Source organism: Thermosynechococcus sp. GLH187 (assembly GCF_031583395.1).
GTDB lineage: Bacteria > Cyanobacteriota > Cyanobacteriia > Thermosynechococcales > Thermosynechococcaceae > Thermosynechococcus.
Map to the genome: position 1 here is coordinate 2,367,591 of NZ_CP134175.1, position 21,708 is coordinate 2,389,298.

Genomic DNA, 21,708 nt, shown 5'->3' on the forward strand with positions numbered 1-21,708 from the left:
ATTACACAAATTCCTAAGTTTCTACCGGTCAAAATTGAGCACCAACAGTTGTCTCACCGACCAGAGGAAGACTAGGATTGGGAATCGGTGCTGACAATTTCACCGAGGCGTTCAATCTGCAAGGGAGTGTTGGGAAAGTCGGCTTGGGTTAAACGGCGAATCAGTTGCACACTGGCAAAGTTTTGATCAATGTGGGGAATCCCCTTGGCATCGAGGCGTACAGGAATGACTTTACCTTGAAGGAAGCGGCCAGAACCGTCGAGTTCAACATCTAGGATTAAGGACTTGCCAAGGGTGCCGTGACTGCTCAGGGTCTGATAGCCGACAAAGTTCCCTAGGGAATAGGCAATGAGGCGGCCTTTATACAATTCAAGGGCACGGGGGACATGGGGGCCATGACCTAAGATTAAATCGGCACCGTTATCAATCATGGTGCGGGCAAACTGAACCACATTGCCGCGGTCTTCGCCATAAAAGTACTCGGTGCGATCGCGGGTGTGAATTTGATCGCTGCCTTCGGCGCCACCATGGAAACTAACAACCACAATATCAGCGTTTTGCTTGGCCTTCTGTACAAGAGCGGCACCGGCCTTGAGGTCTTGAATGCGATTTTGGCCGTAGTAGGTGGCAAAGCCAATAAATGCGGTTTTCAGGCCATTGACTTCGAGGTAGGTAATTTGATTGAGATCACCAATGGCGGTCATGCCAGCGGCGTTGATGTGGCGAATCGTATCGCGAAATCCCTGCTCATGAAAGTCGTAGCTGTGGTTGTTGGCAATGTTGAGGACATTGAAACCAGCTTGGCGCAACACCTGTGCATAGCTGGGCGGTGAGCGAAAGGCAAAACTACGACCACTACTGGTGTTTTTGAAGGGATGGGGATGATCGGTGAGGGTACTTTCATAATTGCCAAAGAGGAGATCTGCCCCCTGAAGATAGGGTTTCACTTGGGCAAAGAGCTTTTGTGGATCCGCAGGCAAGCGGTTACTCGGAAAATTGGTGCCAAGGACAATATCGCCAACGGCCTTAATCCGCAGCCGGCGATCGCTCGGGGCGGGTGGGGGGGGCACAAGGGGAACGTCGGGTTCAGGGGTTGTAATGGCTGGACTGGGTTCCGCACTCGGCGGGGCATCGACACTGAGTTGATTTTGCAGGGTAAGGGCAACGGCACTCGTGCCCGCGATCGCCAGTAAACTGAGGGCAAAAGCACTGACCGCTTGATGGGATGGCGTGGTGGCAGGTGTTGTTGGATTTGAGCTTGCCTGCACAGACGGCGCCGCTGGTAAGGTCTCCTGTAAGTCAACGGTCTGTGTCCATTCTGGCCATTCTTCGCCAAGGAGCCGAGCATGGAGCCGTACACGTAGAACGCCTTGGGGCGCCAATTGCTTGAGGCCTCGGCAAACAAACTGAACGCAGACTTGGGGAGGGAGCGATCGCGCCGCTTCAAACATAATTTGTAAACAGTCACCCCGTCGCCGAACGAGGGCACGCACTCCCTTGGCCTGAAGCGTGCGGTTCATCAAATGGGCAATGGCCTCTGCTTGACCCTGCCGTGCCTGCTGCCAAATCAAATCAAGGGAAGCGGTCATGATCAAAGAACCCTCAGGCGATCGCGAGCGAACCTGTGGTTATTCTATGGGAGGTCACCAATCTTGAAAGTTAGTGTCAGGCCAATTTGACAAACGTCACGCAGAAGTTTCTTGGGTATGCAGGGCGCGCAACAGATCATGACGGCTAATAATGCCGACCAATTCTCCTTGGGCATTCAAGACCGGCAGGCGACTAATGTGGTGATTCACCATGAGGCGAGCCGCTTCGGCAATGGGGGCATCCACTCCAATGGTGTGGGGGTTAGGGGTCATCACATCCTGCACCTGTTGGCCAAGGGTTTTCTTGAGGTGTTGATGAAAGGATTCTGGAGACTCAAAGTAAATGATGCTGCCGAGGAACGTAATGTACAACGGTGGCTCGAGAGGCGCTTCGCGCACGATCAGGTCAGCTTCAGACACCAAGCCCACCAATTTGCCCTTATCATCCACCACGGGGAGGCCGCGCACCTGTTTTTCTTCCATCAGGCGAACTGCCTCAGAAATCGGGGCATCGGCACGAATGGTAAAGGGGTTGGGGGTCATGTAGTCACGGACAAGAGCGGTCATAGTTAACCTAGGGAATGAGAGGACAGATGGAGGGGATGGTAGTCGCCGTGCATTGCCAGATCGGGACGGAGGCTCTGGGCATGGCGCAGGTAGGCATGGTAAATCGGTTGATCGGGGTTGGGGGTGTTGAAGTAAATCAAGCAGCGGATACAGCGGGGTAAGCCTCCCTCCACATGCATTTGTTGAACATCGAGGAGAGGAATGTTGCGCCAATGGGGACATTCCCGGGCGATCGCCGCCGGAAAGATTTGATCGAGGTCACGGGTCACAGAGAAGGTCACACTAATCACTTCCGAGAAATCGAGGGCATTGCGCCGCTCAATCTCGCCGAGGAGTTCCAAAACCGCCTCACGGATTGCTGGAATTGAATTTTCAGTGGCGGTAGTTGCTCCACGAATTGCTCGGACGCGCCAGCCCACAGTGTGCTCCTCCATCAAGATATCCGCAAGGGTACTGTATCCAGCTTAGGGGCGATAGAGCCATAGGGGAAGTCCATTGGTGGCCATTTCAAATTCCAACCAGTCGAGACCCGCTTGCCACGGAAAGGGGAATCGTTCCTGCTGACGCGGAAACAGCCGAGCCAAGGGCGACTTGGGTTCTTCAATGGTTTGCACCTTGGTTTTGTCGGGGTCAAGTCCTGCCAATTCCGCCAGCCAGCGACGGGCATCCTCCTCGGTTCCCAAGCGATCCACCAGTCCGAGAGCAAGGGCCTGTTCACCGGTAAAGACACGGCCATCGGCAAAACTGCGTACCGTTTCCACATCGAGGTTACGGCCTTCGGCCACGGTTTGGACAAATTGGTGATAGCTGGTGTCAATGAGGTCTTGGAGAATGCGGATTTCTTCCTCAGTGAGGTCGCGATCGAAAGCAAGAATGTCTTTGTAGGGGCCAGACTTGATCACCTTGAATGAGACCCCCACCTTGTCGAGGAGCCGTTGCAAATTGTTGCCCCGCAGGATGACGCCAATACTGCCTGTAATGGTGCCGGGGTTGGCCATGATGTGCTGTGCCCCCATACCGATATAGACCCCGCCAGAGGCAGAGATATTGCCAAAACTGGCAACGATTTTCATTTTCGACTGCAAACGCTTGAGGGCCGCATAGATTTCTTGGGAATCCCCCACGGTTCCGCCGGGACTGTCAATGCGCACCAGTAGTGCCGGATAGCTCCGTTCTTCAATGGTTTTCAGGGCTTTGAGGACACGACGGCGAGTACCCCCAGCGATCGCCCCCGTAATTTCGAGGCGGGCAATTTGACGATGGTAACCACGGGATAAGGGCCAAGGCATAGGCAGCAATCAGTTCAGCAAATCGTAACAATTGACTCGGATTTCTAATCTAGCAAGGTTCTAGGAGGCAGAGGGCGGTGCTTGCTTCACCATCGCTGCTGAGAGTCCCTCGGTCCCGTTGCCGATATACCACAGGGCTGCTGCGGCTTCGGCGTGGGTGACGGGTTTTTGGGGCTGGAGCAAGAGGGTTTCTCCCCAAACGCGGCGAATGTTTGAGAGATCCCCCGCGAGATAGTCAGCGGCCACGGCATTGATGGCGGGGGGAGCAATCCGTTGACTGTCCTTGAAGCCCCATGTTTGCTGAATGCGGTCAATCGTGCTGGGACTGAGCCGCCCCTGTTGATCGAGGGGCACTTTCCACTGCAACAGCGTTTCGCGAGTAAGGGGAGCATTGGGGCGAAAGAGGGTACTAGTATCGCCGGTGAGGGGGCTGGGCAAAAATCCTGCCATCGCCAGTCCCTGAATATAGGGAAAGTCGGGATGATCACGGGGCACATCTTGGAAAATGGGTGTGTCGTTGCGGCTGCCCAAGCGGATTTGGCGTGCGGGGCGATCGGCATAAAAGCGGTTGTAGGTGGTCACCAACCAACGCACAAACTGAGCACGACTGATGGGGGTATTGGGTTGCAGGCGATCGCCGGTGGTGCTGAGAACCCCCAGTTCTGCCAAGTCACGAATGGCCGGCTGTAGGGGGGCAGGGGCGTCCTCTAGATCAGCGAACGTTTGGGGGGAGGAATGGGTGGGCTGGGGAGACGGTGTGGCCGTGGTGCTATTGACGGGTGTGTAGGCCACGGTGAAGGTTGTCAGGTTATTTTCTGGCACCGTGTTGATGGTGACGCTCACTTCCAGTTCAGCACTGCGCCCCTTGAGGGTGATCGTATTGTCGGCTACCTGTTGCTCCACCAGTTGCCAGCCCGACTGTTGAAATTGTTGGCTATAGAATTGCTGGATGGCGATCGCCGGCGCGGGTGCTTGCCAGCGGGTTTCCGTCGTCTGGGGTGACCCCGCTTGGGGCTGATTGGCTACAAGCATCGCATTAGGAAACCGTAAATTCTCTGGTAGCGTTGTCGTCGGTTCTGGCGTGGGTGCCTTCCCTGCCCATTGATCAGCATTGGGGTCAGCAGCAAACCAACTTTGTAGCCCACTGCCCTCACAACTGCTGAGAAGCAGGGCACTCAAGAATAAGATCCATCCCAATTGGCGCGATCGCTTCAACGTTCTTCGACCCTCAGCTTGCTACCGTTTCACTCAGCACTGATTTCAACCGCCATAGGAGGAAAGTCTGCCCCAACTCTAGAGGCAGCGGTGTCACCCCCTCAATACAGGACTGTACCCAGCCCTCTCCCCACGACCATTCTTGCCAGCCCTCAATGGCCTGCCGCAGCACCAATACCAGTCGCTCTGCTGTGAGTAGTTCCACGCGATGTTCCAGTTTTAACCACAGGAATTCACTGGTGAAGGTATCCCCCACTTGCAGGCGATCGCCCGTCGTCTGAATCTGTAGGGGCCACAACCACCGCCGTAACTGTGCTGGCTGCGTCAAATACTCCCGCAGTTGGTCTGCGGTGGCCGGCACCTCAATGCGCAAATGGCTTGACTGAAATGTTCCCAGCATCGCTTTCCCTAAGAGGATAGATACGTGTAGCTGCGCAAACTCCGCTCATAGTTTTCTAGCAGGTGCTGCGCTTCTGCCAATGTAATTTGCTGTTCTGCCAGCGCTGCCTCAGTGCGACGGCGAATTTTTTCTAACAGGGCATCCCCTTGGTACTGCACATAACCGAGGACTTCTTGCATTGTATCGCCCCGCACTAGGTGCTCAATTTCATAACCCTTGGGAGTTAGACGGATATGGACGGCATTCGTATCCCCAAAAAGATTGTGGAGATTGCCCATGATTTCCTGATAGGCACCGTTGAGAAAGAGACCAAGGTAGTAGGGTTCCCTTGGGCGAAAGGGATGCAGTTCCAAGACCGATTTCACATCCCGCAGGTCAATAAATTGGTCAATTTTGCCGTCGCTGTCGCAGGTGAGATCTGCAAGGATGCCCCGTTCTGTGGGTTCTTCATCGAGGCGGTGGATTGGCATGATTGGAAACAGTTGATCGATCGCCCAGCTATCAGGCACCGACTGAAACACCGACAGATTGATGTAGTAAATCGAAGCCATGATTTTCTCAAGATCTTCGAGATCGTCGGGCACATATTCCTGCTGGCGAGCAATGCCGAGGATTTTGGCACAACAGGCCCAAAAGAGACTTTCTGCCCGTGCCCGCTCTGGCAAACTCAAGTAGCCAAAGTTAAAGAGACTGATGGCCTCCCCCTTGAATTGCAGGGCGTCGTTGTAGGCCTCTTGGTAGTTGTTCTCATCAATCGTTTGGTAGGTGTCGTAGAGGTTGCGGATAATCAGGTGCTCGTCCTCCGTGGCCGGTTCGGGGGTAATTTTGGGCACTTCACTGACCCCCAAGACATTGAAAATCAATACCGATTGATGGGAGGCAATGGCGCGGCCACTCTCACTGATGAGAATGGGATCGGGAATGCCCCGCTGCCGACAGGCGTCCTTAATGCCGGCCACGACATCACTGGCGTAGTTTTGCATGCTGTAGTTTTTCGAGGCATGGAAATTGGTTTTGGAGCCGTCGTAGTCCACCCCCAAGCCGCCGCCCACATCGAGGTATTGCATATTGGCACCGAGGCGCACCAGCTCGCCATAAATTTGCCCCGCCTCACGAATCGCATCCTTAATGACGCTAATGGCAGAAATTTGCGAGCCAATGTGAAAGTGCAACAGTTGCAGGGAATTGAGCATTCCTGCTTCTCGCAGTTGTTCGACTGCCGTTAAAATCTCTGGCACCGTCAGACCAAACTTGGCGCGATCGCCCGCAGAAGTGCCCCAGCGCCCCACCCCTTGGGTACTGAGTTTTGCCCGCACCCCCACAATGGGTTCAATGCCCAAAGCCTGACTGACAGCAATCACTTCCGCGACTTCTTCGGGCTGTTCAAGGACAATGATCGGGGTGTGGCCAAGGCGACGCGCCAGAATAGCCGTTTCAATGTAGCCGCGATCCTTATAGCCATTGCAGATTAGCAGTGCCCCCGGTGTATTGAGCATGGCCAAGGCAATCAGCAATTCCGGTTTTGATCCTGCCTCTAGGCCAAACTGATGGGACTGGCCAAAGCGCACGAGGGCTTCAATGATGTGGCGTTGTTGATTGCACTTAACGGGAAAGACCCCCTTGTAGGCTCCCTGATAGCCATAGCGGGCAATGGCGCGGGCAAAGCAGGCATTCAGTCGCTCAATGCGATCCTCAAGGATATCGGAAAACCGCAGTAGCAGGGGGAGGCCAATGTTGCGCTGTTGGAGTGCCTGCACCAATTCATAGAGATCCAATGACCCACCGCGATCGCCCTTGGGAGAAACGGTGACATGACCCGCCGCATTAATCCCAAAGTAGGGTTCGCCCCAGCCCTGAATGCGGTAGAGCTGCTCGCTGTCCTCAATTGTCCAATTACTGGTTTTCGTAACGGTCAAGGCCATCGTGGGTGACACAGCAGCCATAGTGCGCTCCCAAATAAAACCCTGCTGATCCTAACTTGTTTTTGCCAGTGGCACCAATGCAATTGCCGTCGCCTTTTCGGAAGCGTTCGGCTGGCATGGTAGCATTAGGGATCGCTTCCCCTACCGTTGACCGCCATGGCCTTTACGAAAATTTTGATTGCCAATCGTGGCGAAATTGCACTGCGGATTCTGCGTACCTGTGAGGAATTGGGCATTGCAACGGTTGCCGTCTATTCCACCGTAGATCGCCATGCCCTGCATGTGCAATTGGCCGATGAGGCGGTGTGCATTGGCGAAGCCCCCAGTAGCCGCAGCTATCTCAATATTCCCAACATTATTGCTGCTGCCCTCACCCGCCATGTCTCGGCGATTCACCCGGGCTATGGCTTTTTGGCGGAAAATGCCCGCTTTGCCGAGATCTGCGCCGACCACAAAATTACCTTTATTGGGCCGAGTCCCGCTGCCATGCGTGCTATGGGGGATAAATCCACCGCCAAAGCGACGATGCAACAGGTGGGGGTGCCGACAATTCCCGGCAGTGATGGACTGGTGCAAGATGAGGAAACTGCTCGGGCGATCGCCCGCAAAATTGGCTATCCCCTGATGATTAAAGCCACGGCTGGGGGGGGTGGCCGGGGGATGCGCTTGGTGCGCTCTGCTGAAGATTTAGGACGAGCCCTCAGTGCCGCCCAAGGGGAAGCGGAAGCCGCCTTTGGCAATGCCGGCGTCTATCTGGAGCGGTTTATTGAAAATCCCCGCCACATTGAGTTCCAGATTCTGGCGGATAGCTATGGCAATGTCATTCACCTTGGGGAGCGCGATTGCTCTGTACAGCGGCGTCATCAAAAGCTCCTTGAGGAAGCGCCTAGCCCTGCCCTCACCCCCGAACTGCGTGCCAAGATGGGAGCTGCTGCTGTCACTGCCGCCAAAGCCATTAACTACGTCGGTGCCGGCACCATTGAATTTCTCCTCGACGGCCAAGACAACTTTTACTTTATGGAAATGAATACTCGCATTCAGGTGGAGCACACCGTCACAGAAATGATTACGGGGCTGGATCTGATTGCCGAGCAAATTCGCATTGCCCAAGGGGAACCCCTCAGCTTGACCCAAGAGCAGGTTGAGTTGCGCGGACACGCGATCGAGTGCCGCATCAATGCCGAAGACCCAGAGCGCAATTTCCGTCCCCATCCCGGTCGTATTAGTGGTTACTTGCCCCCCGGTGGCCCTGGGGTGCGCATGGACTCCCATGTTTATACCGACTATGAAATCCCCCCCTACTATGATTCGCTGATCGGTAAATTGGTGGTGTGGGGGAGCGATCGCCCCGCTGCCATTGCCCGCATGAAGCGTGCCCTAAGAGAATTTGCGATTATGGGGGTGCCGACCACCATTCCCTTTCATCAGCAGGTGATGGACACACCAGAGTTTCGCAGCGGTATTGTCTATACCAACTTTGTCGATAAGCTCATGACCACATTGGGCTGGAATGTTTAATGCTTGGGCAAAGGAAACTACTGATTGCAGCGAGTGGTACCGGCGGGCATCTCTTTCCCGCACTAGCAGTAGCAGAAGAGTTACCTGAATATGACATCCATTGGTTGGGGGTGCGCGATCGCCTTGAACAGAAATTAATTCCGCCCCATTACCCCCTGCATACGATCAACTTCGCTGGTGTCCAAGGCAAGACCCCTTGGGCAAGGCTGCGCCCCCTCTGGCAATTTTGGGGAGCTTTTTGGCAAACGCGCCAGTTGTTAAAACAGGGACACTTCCAAGGGGTGTTTACCACCGGTGGCTACATTGCAGCGCCAGCTATTTTAGCAGCTCGCAGTTTGGGGCGTGTCGCCCTGCTCCATGAATCCAACGCCCTACCGGGCAAAGTCACCCGCTGGCTGGCGCCTTGGTGTACGCTGGTTGCCTTGGGTACTCCCGCGAGTTTAGCCTACCTCAAATCCAAACGGCTGAACCTACGGGTCACGGGCACCCCGGTGCGTCCCGATATTCTCCATCCCGGCGACTTGGAGTTGCCGATTCCCAAGGAGGTACCCCTGATTCTAGTGATGGGGGGGAGTCAAGGGGCAGTGGCCATCAATCGCCTTGTACGGGAAACGGTTCACCGCTGGCTCGAGGCGGGGGCTTGGGTGGTGCATCTCACGGGCAACAATGATCCCGATGCCCAAAGTGTTCAGCATCCCCACTATCTCGTCTTTCCCTTCTTTGAACCCATGGGATCCCTGCTGCACCGCGCGGATATCGTCATTAGTCGAGCTGGCGCCAGTGCCTTGGCGGAACTAACCCTCACAGGAACCCCAGCGCTGTTGATTCCCTATCCCTATGCGGCTGAAGATCACCAAACGGTGAATGCTGAAGTGCTGGTGAGTGCCGGCGCTGCTGAAATGATCCCGCAGTCGGCATTGACGGGCGATCGCCTCGGGCAGATCATTTTAGAATGGCTAGGGCAGCCGCAAAAATTACAAGCCATGGCCGAGAATGCCCGCCAATTGGCGATGCCCAACAGCAGTCAGCAGGTCGCTGATCTCATCCGTACGTTGATTCCCGCCCCCTAGGAAATGTCCTATGCCCATCCGTCTTCTTTTTGTTTGTCTTGGTAATATCTGTCGCTCCCCTGCTGCCGAAGGGATCATGCAAGATCTGATCAAAAAGGCAGGTTTAGAGTATGAGATTCAGTGTGACTCTGCCGGCACCAGCAACTTTCACGTTGGCGATCCACCGGATGCCCGCATGGTAATGACGGCACGGCAACGGGGACTGCACTTGACCCATCGAGCACGCCAATTTCATGCCGCCGACTTTGAGGAATTTGATCTGATTTTGGCGATGGATCGGGAAAACTACTATGATATCTTGCGCCTTGACCCCGAAGGGAAATACCGCGATAAAGTGCGGTTAATGTGTGATTTTTGCCGTCACCACGACGCGAGGGAAGTGCCCGACCCCTACTACGGTGGCCGTCAGGGGTTTGAGAAGGTGTTGGATCTGCTCACCGATGCCTGTGAAGGCCTCCTAGAGTATCTCAAGGCTCACTACCCCCAACTACAGGAGCAGCATTGATGGACTACCGCAGTGCCGGTGTAGATGTGGCCGCTGGCCGTGCCTTTGTCGAGCAGATTCGCCCCTTGGTGCAGCGCACCCAACGACCGGAAGTAGTGGGACGACTGGGAGGCTTTGCTGGGCTATGTCAAATTCCCAAGGGCTATCGTCAACCCCTTTTGGTGTCGGGAACTGATGGAGTGGGCACGAAGCTAAAACTGGCTCAAGCCCTCGATCGCCACGATACGGTTGGCATTGATCTGGTGGCCATGTGCGTCAACGATGTCCTCACCTGTGGTGCTGAGCCGCTCTTTTTCTTGGACTACATTGCCTGTGGTCGTCTGGCGCCAGAGATGATGACCGCTGTGGTGGCGGGTATTGCCCAAGGGTGTGAAGCGGCGGGTTGTGCCCTCTTGGGGGGGGAGACAGCGGAAATGCCGGGATTCTATGCCGAAGGGGTCTATGACCTTGCGGGGTTCTGTGTTGGTGTCGTTGAGCAGGATCAGGTGCTGGATGGCACGCAGGTGCAGGTGGGGGATGTGGTCTTGGGATTGGCCAGTTCTGGGCTGCACAGCAATGGCTTTAGTTTGGTGCGTAAAATTGTTAGCGATCGCCAGCTCAGTTGGCAGGATACCCCCCTTGGCTCCACCCCCCTTGGCGAGCTGTGCTTAGAACCGACGCGCCTCTATGTCCAACCCATTCGTGCTGCTTTGGCGCAAGGGATTCCCATCCACGGCATGGCTCACATCACCGGCGGTGGTCTGCCGGAAAATTTGCCCCGCTGCTTGGGTCAAGGGCAATCCGCACAACTGGATCCTCAGGCTTGGCCAATTCCGCCACTCTTCCACTGGCTAGGGGAAATGGGAGGGGTCAGTTTGGGCGAACTTTTCAACACTTTCAATATGGGGATTGGGTACACCGTGGTTTTACCGCCGTCAGCGGTTGCAGCGGCGCAGGCCTGCTTTGCCGAGTGGGGGGTTGAGAGTTGGCCAATTGGCACCGTTGTTGCGGGCACCAGTGAGGTACTGGGATTACCTCCTGCTTAGTTGATGCGCATGTACCATTCACCATTTCGCTGACGCCTAGAATAAAGGTGCTGGCTGCTATCACGGACGGTTGCGAAAAATGACGGCTCCTCTCCTCACCCTTGAAAGTGGCGATCGCCTAACCCGCGAGGAATTTGAATACCGCTATGAGCACTCTCCCCACATCAAAAAAGCGGAACTCATCAATGGAGTCGTGTTTGTGGCCTCCCCAATTAGAGTAAGAAAGCACGCTCAACCTCACGGACACATGGTTGTGTGGCTGGGTACCTATGCGACACTGATGCCCAGTTTGATGATGTGTGACAATGCTACTGTACGGCTGGATGACAGCAATGAAGTGCAACCTGATGTGCTATTGCGCCTCGAAGAATCGGCGGGGGGACAATCACGCATTAGTGCCGATGACTACATCGAAGGGGCACCGGAGTTAGTGATTGAAATTGCCTCTAGCAGTGCCGCCTACGATCTCCACGACAAGAAAGACCTCTATTGCCGCTTTGGCGTCAAGGAATATCTGGTGTGGGTGGTCTCAGAACAGGCCTTTTACTGGTATCACCGCGAGCAGGGGAGCTACGTTCAACAACAGCCCGATCGCGAGGGAGTGCTGCGTAGTCAGGAATTTGCCGGCCTCTGGCTGAACTTGCCGGCCCTTTTACAAGGGGATATGAAAAAGGTGATGCTCACATTGCAACAGGGGTTGTCAACAAGAAGTGATCACCCCCTCAGTGAAGGATAGATCATGGAACGCTGGCAGTGGCGACTCAAGAGTTATAAAAAAGCGTTTCAGAGGCTTCAGGAAAGGGTGGAACTGTGCCGTACTCGCCCCTTGAGCAATATAGAAAAGCAGGGAGTGATTCAAGGATTTGAGTACACGTTTGAACTGGCGTGGAACTTGCTCAGGGACTATAGCTATTCCAATCAAGAATGAGATATTATCCAGCACAATAACTGTGAATGCGTCAGGACACCTTTGTAAAGGTCAGCGTCAAGGCAAAACGTTTGAGAGCAGGATGGGACGATGACTATCTCGCTCATCTCCTTGCTACTGCCTGAGTATGCGTTTGCCCTGCGAGGATTTCGGAGCAGCCTCACTGCTTGCCTGTACTGCTTGCCTGTAAGGCTTTGAGATCTAGCAAACTGACGATCGTCCCCGTCATCGGAATGGCAAGGAAAATACCGACAATTCCTGCGACTGTTGCCCCTACTAGGAGGGAAAAAAATAAAACCACTGGATTCAGGTTGACGGTGTTGCGCATGACACGGGGCATGAGAATATTTTCTTCCACCTGTTGCAGCAGAATACAGCTAATCAGCACTTGTACACTCAGGGCAATACTCTTGGGCAGCAGGATCAAGCAGATGAGGGAAATGCCCATCGTTGAGCCAATCCCTGGAATGAGATCCAAGCCACCGGCGATCGCCCCAAGGGCAAGGGCATAGGGGGCACGTAACACCAGCAAGACAAGGAATGTGGCGGTACCAAAGAAGAGAGAGAGAAGCAAACGGCCACTAAAGAAGCCCAAAAAGTTCCGCTCTAAGGCTTGGGGCACGCGATCGCGCCACGGATCAGGCAAAAAACTCAGTAGGTACTGCCATAGCCGCTCCCCCTCCAGCAGCATAAAGAAGGTAATCACAGCCAGAATAATGCCGCTGAGCAACAGCGCAAAGACAGACTGCAACTTGCCAAAACCAAACTGCAGACCCGCAAGGGCAAAGTTGCGTAATTCTGACTCCAGTTGCTGGAAATTGATGTCTAGATTCCATCGCGCCAGAAACTGCTGCATCCTCTCAAGGGAGTCAATCCACAGATCAATTTGGCTGGGCAAATTGGTGATCAAGTCCTGCAACTGGCCAATGATCGCCAACCCAAGGGTAATCCCCAAGCCGATTAGAATTGCCAATGTCCCGAGAAACACAATGGTAACCGCCAAACCATGGGGCAAGTAACGCTTGAGCCAGCCCACGGGATAGTTGAGTAAAAACGCCAGAATGGCTGCAAAAAGAAACATCAGTAAGACGTAGGCAAAGTAGTGCAAAAGTTGCACGCCAATCCAGCCAAGAGCAAAGAGCAGCAGCAGGCGCAGTAGACGGTGGTTTTCGAGGCGATCGAGCCAATTGAACATAGATTGATGTCGGATGCCCTCAACGCCTTGACTATAGCTCATAGGCTGCGTTTTGCGGCTTAGTTACATTACTTTACAAAGCGTCTGACCCTTTGGGATCATGGGATGGGGTTTTAATCGTACGGAGTAGATCGGCGTGGATCAGCACAGTTGGCAAACCAGTTCGCAGTGGATCATGGTGGGGTTATTGCTCTTGTTTGCGATCGCCCACAGTGGATTGGCAAGCTTACGTCCTTGGGCAGAAAAGCGCGTCGGTGCCCGCCTTTATCGCATTTTTTTTGCCTTAGTGAGTCTACCCTTAGCGACAATCTTGATTCTCTACTTTTTGGCCCATCGCTACGATGGCGTGCAACTGTGGCAACTCCAAGGGGTACCGGGGATGGGGGCGCTCGTGTGGGGGCTATCGGCGATCTCGTTTCTCTTTCTTTATCCGGCCACATTTAACTTGCTAGAGATTGCCGCTGTACAAAAGCCAGAAGTGCACCTCTACGAAACGGGCATTATTCGCATTACCCGCCACCCGCAGTTATGGGGACAGGTGATCTGGTGTGTGGCGCATACGCTGTGGTTGGGCACGTCCTTTACACTGCTGACCTCCCTTGGGCTGATTGCCCATCACTGCTTTGGAGTTTGGCATGGCGATCGCCGCTGGTACGCACGGCATGGAGAAGCGTTTACTGCCCTGAAAGCCCGCACCTCAATCATTCCCTTCAAAGCCATTTGGCAGGGCAAGCAACAACTGATGTGGCAAGAATTTTTGCGCCCCGCCTATGGGGGAGTAGCCATCTTTGTCGCCTTGCTGTGGTGGCTGCATCCCTACTTTTACCGTGTGACACCGCAACTCTTGCCCTTTTAGCGTCTCCCCTGGAAATTGCGCATAATTGCGCATAATTAAGTTAGAGCTATCCCGTTTCAGGCAAATTTTTTCCACCAGTGTCCTCCCTCTCCCCCCTTTTTGCTGCTGAATCTCGCCTCACTCGTCTTTTCAATCAATTACAACCGCCCCCGGAAACCGTCGTACTGGTCTTGGCAGTACTCATTGGCGGTAGTGCAGGGCTGAGTGTGCTGCTGTTTCGTTACCTGATTGAGACAATTCATCACATGGCCCTTGAAGACTTGATGGGGCTTATTGGTCGATGGGGCGCTTGGACACTGGCCTGCGTTCCGGCCTTGGGAGGCTTGCTGGTGGGGATCATCCGCTGGTTTGTCCAAGAGTTTAGTCCCAACCTGATGTCATTGATGGGTGCTGTAGAAGCAGGCAAGGAAATTCCCTTCATTCGCCCCATTGCCAAAACCCTTGCGGCGGCGATTTCCCTTGGTACAGGTGCGTCCCTTGGTCCAGAAGGCCCCAGTGTGGAAGTGGGTGCCAACATCGGCATTCTCTTGGGTCAAGCGCTGAAGGTTTCCCGAGAACGGCAAAAGTTGCTCCTCGGTGCAGGGGCGGCGGCAGGGTTGGCAGCAGGCTTCAATGCCCCGATCGCTGGCGTGTTCTTTGCCCTAGAGGTGGTATTGGGCACCACGTTTGAAACAACGGCTGTGAGTGTGGTGCTTTTGGCTGCTGTGATTTCTGCCCTGATTACCCAAATTGGCTTGGGGGCACAACCCGCCTTTGATTTGCCCACCTATGAGGTGCGCAGTTCCCTTGAGTTGCCCTTGTATTTGGGCTTAGGACTGTTGGCCTACGGCGTTGCCATTGTCTATACCCAGTTACTTCAGTGGCTCCCCCAAGTCTTTCAGGGGAAGATTCCACCCATGCAGTTTTTAGGTCGTATTCCCCTAGCGCTGCGTCCCCTAGTGGGTGGCCTCTGCGTTGGCCTTGTGGCTCTGCATTTACCGCAAGTGCTGGGCATTGGCTATGAAACGGTGGAAGCAATTCTCAGGGACGTGAACCTCTCCCTTGGTTTGTTGTTGGTATTGCTGCTAGCCAAAATGGTACTGACAGCAGTGAGTCTTGGCAGTGGCTTGGTGGGGGGCATCTTTGCACCAGCCCTATTTCTGGGGGCTTCTCTAGGAGCTGCCTACGGTAAGGTGTTGCCGATCCTGCTACCCATGTTTGCCAACAGTATTGCTGCACCAGCAGCCTATGCCACAGTGGGAATGGCAACTGTCCTCGCGGCAAGTGTCAATGCTCCCTTAACAGCTATTTTGCTGCTGTTTGAAATGACGCGGGACTACCGCATTATTTTGCCCTTGATGGCAGCGGTGGGCTTAAGTGTCTGGTTGGTGAATAGTTTGAGTGTTCAAAAACGGGGCGAACTGCCCGCATTGGCACCCAGCGCTCAGACCCAGAAGGAGGAGCAGGAGGAAAGTCCCCCCAATCTTTCTGTGGCGGAAGCCATGCAATCGGAGGTGCTGTTTCTTAGCGAAGCAATGCCTGTGGTTGAAGCTGGCTTGCAACTGATTGAAAAAAAAGCCTACTGCGCCTTTGTGACCGATAGTCAGCAGGACTTGATGGGGTTGGTCACCCTTGGGGATATTAATCGGGTGCTGACCCGTTGGGAAGCGGATCAGGAAACAACCGCCTATCAAACGCAAATGGTGGGGAGTGTCTGTACGCGAGACTTGTTACTGGCCTATGGGGATGAACCCCTGAAGGACGCCCTCGATCGCATGGCAGCGCGGGATTTAAGGCAGTTGCCCGTGGTCGATCGCAACAATCCGCAACGGGTTTTGGGACTGCTCACCAGAGAGAATATCCGCCTTGCCTATTCTCTGGATCAAACGCGACGTAAGCTTTTGCCCTATTTGGAGCAGGCGATGCTGTCGCTGCCCCTAGAACCCGCTGTTTCAGATCTGGTGGAGACCTCCCATTAGCTGGCAGCGCAGGTGAATGACCTCACCAATCACAATCAAGACAGGCGTTTGAATCTGTGCCTCGTCATAGGTGGCGATCGCTCGCTCTAGGGTTGTCACCACCACCCGTTGCTGCGGTGTTGTCCCTGATTCAATAAAGGCCAAGGGCGTCTGGGGCGATCGCCCCCCTGCCAGGAGTTGCGGCACAATTTCCCGCAGATGATGGAGTCCCATGTAAATCACAATCGTATCCACCGCCGTAGCCAGAGCCGACCAATTTACACGCGGTTGATAGCGACCAGCAGCCTCATGGCCCGTGACAAAAACCACCGAAGAACTAAAATCCCGATGGGTGAGGGGAATGTGCGCATAGGCAGGTGCAGCCACCCCACTGGTGACCCCCGGCACCACTTCGACAGTAATGCCAGCCTCGACAAGGGCAAGACACTCTTCACCCCCTCGGCCAAAGACAAAGGGATCACCCCCCTTGAGGCGCACAATCACCGCATGGCGCTGAGCCAAGTCAATCAACAGGCGACAAATCTCTGCTTGGGAGAGGGTATGGTTGCCCCGCCGCTTGCCCACATGAATTTTTTCCGCTTCGGGGTTGATCAAGTTAAGAATTTCGGGGCTAATCAGCGCATCGTAGAGCACCACATCCGCCCACTCCAGTAGCGTCTTGGCACGCACCGTCAGTAGCCCCACATCGCCGGGACCTGCGCCCACTAAATATACTTTGCCAATTAATTGCGATGAACTCATTCTTGAATCAAACCTTGTATAACGGTTTCTATCTGCTGAAAAGCTGGAGTGGCTCACTCAACAGTCACCAGTTCTGCTGGCAGCGCTTCCCACCCTTGTCCCTTGCGTACCAGTAGCGGGGGGTCAACGGTGAGATCAAGGATACTCGACATTTGCTGTCCGGGGGGTTCGCCGGTATCAATAATTAAATCCACCCGTTTGTCAAAGGCATCGAAGAGATCTGCGGTATTCACGTAATACGTCTCGTCGTCGGGCAGTCGTGCTGAGGTGGAAATAATCGGATTCCCCAAGGCGGTCAACAGCGCTTGGCTCACAACGTGGTCAGGTACGCGAATCCCTGTGGTTTTGCGTTTGGGATTTTGGACAAGGCGGGGCACCAGTTTGGTAGCGGGGAGCAAAAAGGTGTAGGGGCCTGGGATCAGGCGACGCATGAGGCGATAAGCGGCATTGCTGACATAGGCATACTGGGCAATGTTGGAGAGGGAAGAGCACAAAAAAGTGACGGGTTTATCGTTGGAGAGTTGCTTGAGTTGGCGTACCCGTTGCACCGCTCCTTTGTGGTTCATGTCGCAGCCAATGGCATAGACGGTATCCGTGGGGTAGAGCATGACTGCCCCTTCCTTGAGGGCCTCAACAATTTGGGCGATCGTGCGGGGCTGGGGGTTAACCGGATGAAGCTCAAAAATCGCTGCCATTCAAAGATCCGCAAGGGCACTGCCGCTATAACGTAGTTTTAGTTTAACGGCAATAGCACGGGCGAATGCACCTCATCTAGTGTTTTGAGCTAAGTGTCCGTTTCGGGGAGCCAATTCTGGGTCAAAACCCTCTCTAGGGGATAAGGGCAGGTTTCAGGAAAGGTGCTCAGCGGTAAACCCGTTTGCTCTGCTGCTTGGCGGCGAGCGCGTTCATAGTTTATGGCAAGTTGGCTGGCCGGATAATCCCGCAAGCTCGGACTATCAGCTATGGTCAGCTCAATTTGAGTGCGGGCATCCGTGATCGAATCCAACCAACTATCGGATCGGCGCTGGGGTTGATATTGCCACTTTAAGAGGTGTAGCAGCAGACGAGTTAACTGGCTATTGATGGCGCGCCGTTCACTTTTGCCCAAGTCCTCTACCTCAGCAATGAGATGGGGCAGATCCAACTCTTGCCATCGTCCTTCTCGCAATAATGCCACTGTTTCTGCAATCCACGCACTGTAATCTTGGTCGTACTGCTGCTTCATTGTTCCTAGATAAGGCGTGCCAGCATGATTCTTAGATGCAATTTTCAGAATAGCGGAACTACAAGACGGTACTCGCGGTCTTTAGCTCTAGCACTATGTGGAGTACAGTACACTAGATTCGGTTAGTGGATGGTTCTCAATGAAAAACTCCTTGCGCTATCTCCTGTTTGGCTTGGGTGTGGGGCTGGCGATCGCCCTTGTGCCCCGTTTACCTGTTTTGCACTCTCCCGATATGGTCATGGCGCAGGGAACCAGTCAGACCATTTCCCCCCAAGGGCTGGCGAACCACCTCAAGAAAATCAATGCCAAGATGTACGGTGCCTACTGGTGTCCCGCTTGCATGAAGCAAAAAGAACTCTTTGGCAGCGCTTTCAAAAGTATCAACTATATTGAGTGCGATGCCCGCGGTACCAATGGCCAGCCAGAACTGTGCAAGCAGGCCAATATCCGTGCCTACCCCACATGGGAAATCAACGGTAAACGCTATGAGGGGGTCTATCCCCTAGAGGGTCTAGCTCAGCTTTCGGGGTATCAGGGGCGCTAATGCTCGCGAAGCCTAAAAACTCTTTATGAGGAGAGAACTTGGCACCAATTTTTATCGTCGGTTGTCAATTGATTGTCTTGTTGTTTATCATCAAAAAGTAGTAGGGTGTTTGCGCTAGTCAGCGATCAAAGGTACCTAAGTCATTCTTGTGATTAGGATCACGGGAAAAACGTGCTTTCGATCACCAGTTAACGATATGTTGCCTTCTATGATGCAGGTATGTTAGACCCTCTCAATTGTGCCCCTGAATTCCAGCACGGTCGGTAGCGGCGTGGCTTAGGAGCGCATTATCCCCTATGAATACTTGGATAAAGACAAACGACTACCAACTGATTTATGAACACTTGCTGGAATGCGTGCAGCACGAGAGTCCACAGCAAGTCATTGAGCGGTTTCGTGCCCTTTTTCTCATGGGCTATACCTATCCCGATCGCCAGATTCAAGAAGTGATGGATCGGATTGTGACGGGGGCACGGGTGGCAGATAATTTTCGTCCCTTTATGAACCGCTGCTGCCACATTTTGATTAACCGCTGGCAGTCGCGTCCTTTGCTCCAAGGGGCAGTTCCCGAATTTCTGGCTATGCTGCAAACGCCTGTGGCGATGCCGGCGGGGGGTCTGAGCCGGGCACCGATTGTGCGTAAGCTGCGGCTGCTCCTCAAGGATTATTTAGAGAGTGAAGCCTTTCAGAAGCTCCAGCGCATGGTGCAATTTCTGCAAGAAGATGCCCAAGACGTTTCACAGATTCAGCAAAATAGCGATCGCCCCCTTGCTACCTTAATTCGCCGCTATCCCTATCTCTATAACCACTGCTTGGTGGGCGATGACACGACACCCGAAGACCTGCGCTACATTCAAGACTTTCAGCAAAAGGCCACTCAGCAGTTTGAAATGAACCTGAGTCAATACCTCACGAGTGAGTTTCGCCGTGCTCAGGGGCATAACAATATCCCACTGGTGAAAAATCCTACGTTGCTCTCTGCTGAGGAAGTCAGAACCTCGATTCAACATTTTGTCGGTAAGGTGGATGGCCGCCACACCTATCGCGACTTGGCCAGTCAATTTGGACAGCGGCTGCAACGCCTGAAATCCACCCGCGACTTTCGGGATGCCTTCTTTCACTACTTGACGGACACCACAGCGGATGTGGGGCGGAGTCGCTTTCGCCAGCGCTTTTACCAGTATTTGGAAACGCTGCCCCTCTTTCAGCAGCCACAACCTCTGAATGAATTTACGATTGTGCGCACCTGTAGCCAGACCCTCAACTACTTAGTGGTGGATAGCGCCCAAAATCCTAACCATCTGGTTTTTGTTGACTTGCTCAATACCATCGGCACGGCGGCAACGATTGGCTTATTGCTCAAGGTTGTGCTCCTCAGCAAGAAAGTAAAACCCTACCTTGAAAAACGCTTTGCGATCCTGTTTAACCACTATCAGTCCTTTAGTCGCGGCAAGGTACGCTGGCTGGTGAATTGCCTAGAGCATTTTAATATCGCCCATGTCACCCACTTTGGTAAGTTGGATTTTTCCTTCTTTGCCCGCTGGTAGGTGACTCTATTCCAAGTCCTCAGCCAAGACCTTGGCGATCGCCACCTGAGATTGTTGGCGAAATTGACTGACATCCACTCGTTTCAGAAGCAAGACAGCGGCCAGCATTCCCAGCATCGGCAGACAAAAGACAAATCCATAGGCGAGGATCGGCACGCCAAACAGTTGACGCCCAATATCAAGGGCCGTTCCGCCGACAACAGTCGCTGATCCCCGGGCAATAGCCTGCGCTAAGCCCCAAGCGCCAATAAATGTCCCCGCTGTTTCCGCCGCCGTTAAGTCCAGCATGAGACTGAGGGCACCCGTTGTTGTCACCCCAGCGGCAATGCCAAAGAGAAAGAGTTGCAACTGAAAGAGCCACACCTGCTGCGTGACGCCTGAGATGATCAAGAGCAAGAACATCAAGGCCACCCCCCAACAGCCATAGGTGGTGGTGCGGATCTTGCCGAGGCGGGGCACAATCAAAAATCCGGTGAAACTTAGACCCACAAGGGTACCCATGCCCCAGTAGGCATTCAAGCGGGTGGTTTCGGCGATCGTCATGCCAAAAACTTCACCGCCAAAGGGTTCCAGAATCGGTTCCTGAATAAATAAACTCAGGGTCATCAGGACAAGGAAGAGAAAAAAGCGCCACGTTTGGGAGTTGGCCGTGAGAATTTTCAGGGCGCGACCAAGGGTAATGTTTTCCGGATTGTCACAGGCACGGCTGCGCACATGGTAGCGGGAATACTTGGCCTCAACCCCCCACGTGCTGGCGATCGCGAGGGCAAAGACCACCGTCAAAACCACCAAAAAGAGGCGATTAACACTTTGTTGTAGCAGTTCAATGGGGGGGTCTAGCTCCAACTGCCGCAGCAGCACACTACTGAGAATGGCACCCGCCACAATGCCCACGGTCAACATGGACCAGACAATGCCCACCAATTTGCCCCGATCTTCCTCTTCGGAGACATCCACGAGCAGGGCAGCAAAGGGGGTCGAGCTACTACTGACACAAATGCCATAGGCGGCAAAGAGCAATCCCAATAGGCCAATCCACCCTTGGGTGATGAGACTCCAGCCCGCTTGATCTAAACTCTGCCCCACCTGCCAGATCACTTGAACAATCGCGTAGGTGACCAACGTAAAGGCCAAAGCCCCACCCCAGACATACCCCGTGCGATGATAGCCGCCAATGGGATGGGCATCGGAGAGCTGACCAAACCACACGCGCACCGGTGAGACAAATTGATGCATGGCGATCGTCAGCGTCACCAATGTGGCCGGCACCGCCAGTTCTTTAATCAGGATGCGGTTGAGCACCCCCAACACCAGAATCGACATCATCCCCAGTGCCATCTGAAACAGACCCAAGCGAAACATGACCCACAGGGGCAGCGGCGGGGGTGCAGCGGCAGAACGAGTGGCCATACCTCACTCAACTCACATCACTGATAGAAGATGATAAATGATTTTCAGGGCAAATTTAGATTGCCATCAAGAAGGAAATCGTCAATGATACAACTAGGGCAATCAGTGTCAAAAAGAGCGATCGCTTCAAAGATTCCGTATAAGCAGACATGGGTGGCATCACCTCATCAGTAGGATGTTTTGGGCTGTGTCCAATCGATGGGA

General features: G+C 54.0%; 22 protein-coding genes. 10 read left to right on the plus strand and 12 right to left on the minus strand.

The annotated features are described in order from the left end of the window. Positions 1-71 precede the first annotated feature (71 nt). From RHI63_RS11625 to speA, 7 genes are all read right to left on the minus strand, one after another. A complete protein-coding gene (locus RHI63_RS11625; protein ID WP_206200293.1) occupies positions 72-1,589 on the minus strand; it encodes a CapA family protein in 1,518 nt (505 codons plus the stop codon). Positions 1,590-1,685: 96 nt separating this feature from the next. Next, on the minus strand, positions 1,686-2,156 hold the full coding sequence (locus tag RHI63_RS11630) for a CBS domain-containing protein (RefSeq protein ID WP_206200294.1): 471 nt from the start codon (positions 2,154-2,156) through the stop codon (positions 1,686-1,688). 2 nt (positions 2,157-2,158) lie between these two features. Continuing rightward, positions 2,159-2,590, minus strand: a complete 432-nt coding sequence (aroH, locus tag RHI63_RS11635; protein ID WP_149819637.1) for a chorismate mutase — start codon at positions 2,588-2,590, stop codon at positions 2,159-2,161. A gap of 30 nt (positions 2,591-2,620) precedes the next feature. Beyond that, positions 2,621-3,445 (minus strand): signal peptide peptidase SppA, encoded by an 825-nt coding sequence (gene sppA, locus RHI63_RS11640; RefSeq protein WP_206200295.1) that lies wholly within the window; start codon positions 3,443-3,445, stop codon positions 2,621-2,623. A 60-nt stretch (positions 3,446-3,505) separates the two neighbouring features. Next, on the minus strand, positions 3,506-4,624 hold the full coding sequence (locus RHI63_RS11645) for an S-layer homology domain-containing protein (RefSeq protein ID WP_310743078.1): 1,119 nt from the start codon (positions 4,622-4,624) through the stop codon (positions 3,506-3,508). 49 nt (positions 4,625-4,673) lie between these two features. After that, on the minus strand, positions 4,674-5,060 hold the full coding sequence (locus RHI63_RS11650) for a hypothetical protein (RefSeq protein ID WP_206200297.1): 387 nt from the start codon (positions 5,058-5,060) through the stop codon (positions 4,674-4,676). 8 nt (positions 5,061-5,068) lie between these two features. Continuing rightward, positions 5,069-6,982, minus strand: coding sequence for a biosynthetic arginine decarboxylase (gene speA / locus RHI63_RS11655; RefSeq protein WP_206201700.1), 1,914 nt, complete (start codon positions 6,980-6,982; stop codon positions 5,069-5,071). A gap of 156 nt (positions 6,983-7,138) precedes the next feature. On the opposite strand from speA, the gene accC reads away from it, so the two are divergent. The 6 genes from accC (at position 7,139) to RHI63_RS11685 (ending at position 12,028) form a co-directional block, all read left to right on the plus strand. Continuing rightward, positions 7,139-8,500 (plus strand): acetyl-CoA carboxylase biotin carboxylase subunit, encoded by a 1,362-nt coding sequence (gene accC, locus RHI63_RS11660; RefSeq protein WP_310821619.1) that lies wholly within the window; start codon positions 7,139-7,141, stop codon positions 8,498-8,500. Next, a complete protein-coding gene (gene murG, locus RHI63_RS11665; RefSeq protein ID WP_310821620.1) occupies positions 8,500-9,570 on the plus strand; it encodes an undecaprenyldiphospho-muramoylpentapeptide beta-N-acetylglucosaminyltransferase in 1,071 nt (356 codons plus the stop codon). Before accC ends, murG begins: the two co-directional genes overlap by 1 nt. 10 nt (positions 9,571-9,580) lie before the next feature. Beyond that, positions 9,581-10,075 carry a low molecular weight protein-tyrosine-phosphatase gene (locus RHI63_RS11670; RefSeq protein ID WP_206200300.1) on the plus strand — a complete coding sequence of 165 codons (495 nt, stop codon included), beginning with the start codon at positions 9,581-9,583 and terminating at the stop codon, positions 10,073-10,075. Continuing rightward, the gene (gene purM / locus RHI63_RS11675; protein ID WP_302678362.1) at positions 10,075-11,100 is read left to right on the plus strand and encodes a phosphoribosylformylglycinamidine cyclo-ligase; all 1,026 of its coding nucleotides are present in this window, start codon (positions 10,075-10,077) and stop codon (positions 11,098-11,100) included. Before RHI63_RS11670 ends, purM begins: the two co-directional genes overlap by 1 nt. A 79-nt stretch (positions 11,101-11,179) precedes the next feature. Then, entirely contained in the window at positions 11,180-11,836 is a 657-nt protein-coding gene (locus RHI63_RS11680) for a Uma2 family endonuclease (protein WP_302678363.1), read from the plus strand. Between the two features lie 3 nt (positions 11,837-11,839). Next, positions 11,840-12,028: a nucleotidyltransferase substrate binding protein gene (locus RHI63_RS11685; protein ID WP_206200303.1), complete on the plus strand. Its 189-nt coding sequence runs from the start codon at positions 11,840-11,842 to the stop codon at positions 12,026-12,028. A 160-nt stretch (positions 12,029-12,188) separates the two neighbouring features. Here the strand turns inward: RHI63_RS11685 and RHI63_RS11690 are convergent, their stop codons facing one another. Beyond that, entirely contained in the window at positions 12,189-13,223 is a 1,035-nt protein-coding gene (locus RHI63_RS11690) for an AI-2E family transporter (RefSeq protein ID WP_206200304.1), read from the minus strand. Positions 13,224-13,398: 175 nt separating this feature from the next. On the opposite strand from RHI63_RS11690, the gene RHI63_RS11695 reads away from it, so the two are divergent. Together RHI63_RS11695 and RHI63_RS11700 are read left to right on the plus strand one after the other, a co-directional pair. Further along, positions 13,399-14,079 carry an NnrU family protein gene (locus tag RHI63_RS11695; protein WP_399375820.1) on the plus strand — a complete coding sequence of 227 codons (681 nt, stop codon included), beginning with the start codon at positions 13,399-13,401 and terminating at the stop codon, positions 14,077-14,079. Between the two features lie 77 nt (positions 14,080-14,156). After that, positions 14,157-16,037 (plus strand): chloride channel protein, encoded by a 1,881-nt coding sequence (locus tag RHI63_RS11700; RefSeq protein WP_310821621.1) that lies wholly within the window; start codon positions 14,157-14,159, stop codon positions 16,035-16,037. Here the strand turns inward: RHI63_RS11700 and cobA are convergent. From cobA to RHI63_RS11715, 3 genes are all read right to left on the minus strand, one after another. After that, positions 16,011-16,778: a uroporphyrinogen-III C-methyltransferase gene (gene cobA / locus RHI63_RS11705; protein ID WP_206200306.1), complete on the minus strand. Its 768-nt coding sequence runs from the start codon at positions 16,776-16,778 to the stop codon at positions 16,011-16,013. The genes RHI63_RS11700 and cobA overlap by 27 nt on opposite strands. Before the next feature lie 53 nt (positions 16,779-16,831). Beyond that, positions 16,832-17,473 carry an L-threonylcarbamoyladenylate synthase gene (locus tag RHI63_RS11710; RefSeq protein WP_206200307.1) on the minus strand — a complete coding sequence of 214 codons (642 nt, stop codon included), beginning with the start codon at positions 17,471-17,473 and terminating at the stop codon, positions 16,832-16,834. 89 nt (positions 17,474-17,562) lie between these two features. Next, positions 17,563-18,003 (minus strand): DUF29 domain-containing protein, encoded by a 441-nt coding sequence (locus RHI63_RS11715; protein WP_206200308.1) that lies wholly within the window; start codon positions 18,001-18,003, stop codon positions 17,563-17,565. A 139-nt stretch (positions 18,004-18,142) separates the two neighbouring features. Here RHI63_RS11715 and RHI63_RS11720 point away from each other — a divergent pair, with 139 nt between their 5' ends. Together RHI63_RS11720 and RHI63_RS11725 are read left to right on the plus strand one after the other, a co-directional pair. Continuing rightward, positions 18,143-18,547: a hypothetical protein gene (locus RHI63_RS11720; protein ID WP_149819669.1), complete on the plus strand. Its 405-nt coding sequence runs from the start codon at positions 18,143-18,145 to the stop codon at positions 18,545-18,547. Positions 18,548-18,843: 296 nt separating this feature from the next. Further along, a complete protein-coding gene (locus tag RHI63_RS11725) occupies positions 18,844-20,094 on the plus strand; it encodes a hypothetical protein (RefSeq protein ID WP_206200309.1) in 1,251 nt (416 codons plus the stop codon). A gap of 6 nt (positions 20,095-20,100) precedes the next feature. Here RHI63_RS11725 and RHI63_RS11730 read toward each other — a convergent pair whose 3' ends face one another. Next, positions 20,101-21,504, minus strand: coding sequence for a BCD family MFS transporter (locus RHI63_RS11730; RefSeq protein WP_206200310.1), 1,404 nt, complete (start codon positions 21,502-21,504; stop codon positions 20,101-20,103). Positions 21,505-21,708: the final 204 nt, after the last annotated feature.

What these genes read in the sequence shown, in the direction of transcription:
- RHI63_RS11625 (WP_206200293.1), bottom strand. Translation starts at nt 1,589, where the DNA reads ATGACCGCTTCCCTTGATTTGATTTGGCAGCAGGCACGGCAGGGTCAA.
- RHI63_RS11630 (WP_206200294.1), bottom strand. Translation starts at nt 2,156, where the DNA reads ATGACCGCTCTTGTCCGTGACTACATGACCCCCAACCCCTTTACCATT.
- aroH (WP_149819637.1), bottom strand. Translation starts at nt 2,590, where the DNA reads ATGGAGGAGCACACTGTGGGCTGGCGCGTCCGAGCAATTCGTGGAGCA.
- sppA (WP_206200295.1), bottom strand. Translation starts at nt 3,445, where the DNA reads ATGCCTTGGCCCTTATCCCGTGGTTACCATCGTCAAATTGCCCGCCTC.
- RHI63_RS11650 (WP_206200297.1), bottom strand. Translation starts at nt 5,060, where the DNA reads ATGCTGGGAACATTTCAGTCAAGCCATTTGCGCATTGAGGTGCCGGCC.
- speA (WP_206201700.1), bottom strand. Translation starts at nt 6,982, where the DNA reads ATGGCCTTGACCGTTACGAAAACCAGTAATTGGACAATTGAGGACAGC.
- accC (WP_310821619.1), top strand. Translation starts at nt 7,139, where the DNA reads ATGGCCTTTACGAAAATTTTGATTGCCAATCGTGGCGAAATTGCACTG.
- murG (WP_310821620.1), top strand. Translation starts at nt 8,500, where the DNA reads ATGCTTGGGCAAAGGAAACTACTGATTGCAGCGAGTGGTACCGGCGGG.
- RHI63_RS11670 (WP_206200300.1), top strand. Translation starts at nt 9,581, where the DNA reads ATGCCCATCCGTCTTCTTTTTGTTTGTCTTGGTAATATCTGTCGCTCC.
- purM (WP_302678362.1), top strand. Translation starts at nt 10,075, where the DNA reads ATGGACTACCGCAGTGCCGGTGTAGATGTGGCCGCTGGCCGTGCCTTT.
- RHI63_RS11680 (WP_302678363.1), top strand. Translation starts at nt 11,180, where the DNA reads ATGACGGCTCCTCTCCTCACCCTTGAAAGTGGCGATCGCCTAACCCGC.
- RHI63_RS11685 (WP_206200303.1), top strand. Translation starts at nt 11,840, where the DNA reads ATGGAACGCTGGCAGTGGCGACTCAAGAGTTATAAAAAAGCGTTTCAG.
- RHI63_RS11690 (WP_206200304.1), bottom strand. Translation starts at nt 13,223, where the DNA reads ATGTTCAATTGGCTCGATCGCCTCGAAAACCACCGTCTACTGCGCCTG.
- RHI63_RS11695 (WP_399375820.1), top strand. Translation starts at nt 13,399, where the DNA reads ATGGTGGGGTTATTGCTCTTGTTTGCGATCGCCCACAGTGGATTGGCA.
- cobA (WP_206200306.1), bottom strand. Translation starts at nt 16,778, where the DNA reads ATGAGTTCATCGCAATTAATTGGCAAAGTATATTTAGTGGGCGCAGGT.
- RHI63_RS11710 (WP_206200307.1), bottom strand. Translation starts at nt 17,473, where the DNA reads ATGGCAGCGATTTTTGAGCTTCATCCGGTTAACCCCCAGCCCCGCACG.
- RHI63_RS11715 (WP_206200308.1), bottom strand. Translation starts at nt 18,003, where the DNA reads ATGAAGCAGCAGTACGACCAAGATTACAGTGCGTGGATTGCAGAAACA.
- RHI63_RS11720 (WP_149819669.1), top strand. Translation starts at nt 18,143, where the DNA reads ATGAAAAACTCCTTGCGCTATCTCCTGTTTGGCTTGGGTGTGGGGCTG.
- RHI63_RS11725 (WP_206200309.1), top strand. Translation starts at nt 18,844, where the DNA reads ATGAATACTTGGATAAAGACAAACGACTACCAACTGATTTATGAACAC.
- RHI63_RS11730 (WP_206200310.1), bottom strand. Translation starts at nt 21,504, where the DNA reads ATGGCCACTCGTTCTGCCGCTGCACCCCCGCCGCTGCCCCTGTGGGTC.